The 3689-nt window shown below is 51.7% G+C and carries 4 protein-coding genes, 1 pseudogene and 1 other annotated feature; of the genes and pseudogenes, 2 read left to right on the forward strand and 3 right to left on the reverse strand.

Annotated features, from left to right (window positions below; all coding sequences use genetic code 11):
- From RTU33_RS21930 to rluD, 3 genes and pseudogenes are all read right to left on the reverse strand, one after another.
- A pseudogene (locus RTU33_RS21930) lies at window positions 1–76 on the reverse strand (peptidase); the annotation flags it as partial.
- A gap of 128 nt (window positions 77–204) precedes the next feature.
- Window positions 205–936 carry a purine nucleoside phosphorylase YfiH gene (yfiH, locus tag RTU33_RS21650; protein WP_312630135.1) on the reverse strand — a complete coding sequence of 244 codons (732 nt, stop codon included), beginning with the start codon at window positions 934–936 and terminating at the stop codon, window positions 205–207.
- Window positions 933–1913 (reverse strand): 23S rRNA pseudouridine(1911/1915/1917) synthase RluD, encoded by a 981-nt coding sequence (rluD, locus tag RTU33_RS21655; protein WP_312630137.1) that lies wholly within the window; start codon window positions 1911–1913, stop codon window positions 933–935. The genes yfiH and rluD overlap by 4 nt, the downstream gene beginning before the upstream one ends.
- 131 nt (window positions 1914–2044) lie before the next feature.
- On the opposite strand from rluD, the gene bamD reads away from it, so the two are divergent.
- Window positions 2045–2788 carry an outer membrane protein assembly factor BamD gene (gene bamD, locus RTU33_RS21660; protein WP_312630139.1) on the forward strand — a complete coding sequence of 248 codons (744 nt, stop codon included), beginning with the start codon at window positions 2045–2047 and terminating at the stop codon, window positions 2786–2788.
- 272 nt (window positions 2789–3060) lie between these two features.
- A complete protein-coding gene (raiA, locus tag RTU33_RS21665; RefSeq protein ID WP_312630141.1) occupies window positions 3061–3393 on the forward strand; it encodes a ribosome-associated translation inhibitor RaiA in 333 nt (110 codons plus the stop codon).
- A 154-nt stretch (window positions 3394–3547) separates the two neighbouring features.
- Window positions 3548–3682, forward strand: a sequence feature (Phe leader region).
- Window positions 3683–3689: the final 7 nt, after the last annotated feature.

Consider the following 3689-nt stretch of genomic DNA (forward strand, 5'->3'; position numbering starts at 1 on the left):
TGTCGTGCCCCAGTGCGAGAGACTGGGCATCGGCGAGAGCAAGCTGGAATTTATTGGTAAGACGATCCAGACGCATAACTCCTCCCATAACAGGTCAATTTTGCTACTGGAGATTAAATGAGGTCATCCCTCAATTATTCAAGGTTAAAGACCTGGACTATGTGAAAAATAAGTCAGCCTTCTGGATCGTCTTGATTCGTTAGGTTATATCAGCCAAATGAAACTTGCCATACGACCGGTCGTCCGATCGCGTCGATAAGAGAAAAAATCATCCTTTTCACTTAGCGTACAGCGTTCACCGCCGAACACCTCAGTCACACCGACGTTTGCCAGACGCTGACGCGCTAACTGATAAATATCGGCGAAATACTTCTCGCCAGCAGGACGGAAAGCGCTGTCCGCTTTCGCATCCTTAGCCATGAAAGCCTCACGGACTTCCGGGCCCACTTCAAAGGCCTGCGGGCCAATAGCCGGGCCGAGCCAGGCCAGAATGTTTTCAGGCTGGTCCTTAAAGTGTGCGACGGTTTCTTCCAGTACGCCATCACATAGCCCGCGCCACCCCGCATGAGCAGCGGCCACTTCCGTACCCGCCTTATTGCAAAAGAGCACCGGCAGACAGTCGGCCGTCATCACTGCGCAAACCAGGCCGGGTTTGTTGCTGTATGAAGCATCAGCTTTTTTGGAAGCGTATTCGCCCCCGGTTAGCGTTAAAACTGCGTTGCCGTGGACCTGTTCAAGCCATACCGGACGTGAAGGGAATGCAGCCGCTTCATAGAAACGACGGCGATTCTCTTCAACATGTTCCGGATTATCACCACAGTGGGCACCAAGGTTCAGCGCGTCGTATGGCGGTAAGCTAACGCCGCCCATTCGCGTGGAGCTGCACGCGCCAACGCCTTCAGGCATTGGCCACTGAGGCACGATAATTTTCGTCATAGCCAGGCAACATCATCCTTGTGTTCTTCGAAATCGGCGCGCATGGCGTCGATCAAATCGACCATATCCTGTGGGATTGGCGCGTGCCATTCCATCTGGATACCCGTGATCGGGTGATAAAGACGAAGCATCGTCGCGTGCAGAGCCTGACGATCGAATTTACGCAGCTCGTTAATGAAAGCTTCTGACGCCCCTTTCGGTGGACGAGGACGCCCGCCGTACAGCTGATCGCCCACCAGCGGGTGAGTGATATGCGCCATATGCACGCGGATTTGATGTGTGCGCCCGGTTTCCAGACGTAAACGCAAACGCGTGTGAATACGGAAGTGTTCCATAATACGATAGTGCGTAACAGCCGGTTTCCCCATCGGGTGAACGGACATATGCGTACGCTTAGTGGGATGGCGGCTGATTGGTTCTTCTACCGTGCCGCCTGCTGTCATGTGGCCAATCGCTACCGCTTCATACTCACGAGTGATCTCACGCAACTGCAGCGCTTCCACCAGACGCGTTTGAGCCGGAACGGTCTTCGCCACTACCATCAGACCGGTTGTGTCTTTATCCAGGCGGTGAACAATACCCGCACGCGGCACATCCACGATGGGCGGATAGTAGTGCAGCAATGCATTCAGAATCGTTCCATCGGGGTTACCTGCCCCCGGATGCACCACCAGATCGCGTGGCTTGTTGATGACAATAATGTCGTCATCTTCATAAACAATATTCAGCGGGATGTCCTGCGGCTCGAAGCGTGCTTCTTCTTCGATTTCGGCATCGATGGAGACCTGTTCTCCACCCAATACTTTCTCTTTCGGCTTGTCGCAAATGACGCCGTTCACCTGCACTCGCTTATCCAGGATCCATTCTTTTATACGCGAACGTGAATAATCCGGGAACATTTCGGCCAAAGCTTGATCTAAGCGTTGACCGAGTTGATTTTCGGATACCGTTGCGGTGAGTTGTACTAGTTGTGCCATAGACAGCTTCTTCGTTTAACGTTGGGTTTTACGGCTTCGCCGTATAATATAGTGTGCTATTGTAGCTGGTCTTAATCGGGAGCAGGAATGATAATCTCCCGCATAAACATTCTGAGGAAAGTCAAAACGTCATGACGCGCATGAAATACCTGGTGGCCCTTGCCACACTGAGCCTGGCTTTGGCGGGTTGCTCCGGTTCAAAGGAAGAGGTGCCTGATAACCCGCCAAATGAAATCTACGCGACTGCTCAACAAAAGTTGCAGGACGGTAACTGGAAACAGGCGATAACGCAACTGGAAGCGCTCGATAACCGCTATCCGTTTGGCCCGTATTCTCAGCAGGTTCAGCTCGACCTGATTTATGCCTACTACAAAAACGCCGATCTGCCGCTGGCTCAGGCTGCTATCGATCGTTTCATGCGCCTTAATCCGACTCATCCGAACATTGACTACGTCATCTATATGCGTGGCCTGACCAACATGGCTCTGGATGACAGTGCTCTGCAGGGCTTCTTCGGGGTTGACCGTTCAGACCGCGATCCGCAGCACGCTCGTGACGCATTCAACGACTTCTCCAAACTGGTGCGTGGCTATCCACAAAGCCAGTACTCTTCCGACGCCTATAAGCGCATGGTGTTCCTGAAAGATCGCCTGGCGAAATACGAGCTGTCGGTCGTGGATTACTACACCGATCGCGGTGCGTGGGTTGCCGTAGTGAATCGCGTGGAAGGCATGCTCCGCGACTTCCCGGACACGCAAGCCACCCGCGACGCATTGCCGAAGATGGAAAAGGCCTACCGCGAAATGCAGATGACCGCGCAGGCCGACAAGGTAGCAAAAATCATCGCCGCCAACAGCAGCAAGACCAGCAGCTGATAGCGCTTCGCCACGAAAAACGGCAGCCCATGAGGCTGCCGTTTTTGTATGCAATTCTGCGTGGCGCTGAACCGGTTTAGCACCAGATCATCCCATCAACTATGGCCCGCTTTTGCCCATTCCTCAAGTATTAAATCCCCTGTTCCTGCCCTGCCTCACAAAATACGCTGACTGACAAAAAGTGACAAAATAACGTGATTTAAATCACACATTTTGACATTAAGAACGGTATGCTGGATTCACCAAGACGGGAAAGACAAGAGGTAAAATTTATGACAATGAACATTACCAGTAAACAAATGGACATTACTCCGGCCATCCGCCAGCACGTCGCAGACCGTCTCACCAAACTTGAAAAATGGCAAACTCATCTGATTAACCCGCACATCATTCTGTCTAAGGAGCCACAGGGTTTTGTTGCCGACGCAACCATGAACACACCAAACGGCCATCTGGTTGCCAGTGCGCGTCATGAGGATATGTATACCGCCATTAACGAATTGATCAACAAGCTGGAAAGGCAGCTCAATAAAGTGCAACACAAAGGGGAAGCACGTCGCGCCAACGCATCGGTGAAAGACGTCAACTTCGTTGAACAAGAGTAATCCTTAACAACTGTGTTAATCCAACGCGCCTTCGGGCGCGTTTTTTGTTACTGCTAACGCGCGAATAAGCCTGGTTTGCGTAGAGGATGTTTTTTACGGTTGACAGCATGAAAACAGTACGGTTACTTTAACTGCCTGTCTCTAAGGAAAACTTGATGAAAACCGTTCCGTTCTTCTTCGCATTCTTTTTTAGCTTCTTTACCTTCCCCTGAACGGGAGGCGTTTCGTCGTGTGATAAAGAATGCGAAGACGAACAATGAGGCCTCCCACACCGGGGGGCCTTTTTTATTGATAAC

Source organism: Scandinavium sp., assembly GCF_032012665.1.
Lineage (GTDB): Bacteria > Pseudomonadota > Gammaproteobacteria > Enterobacterales > Enterobacteriaceae > Scandinavium.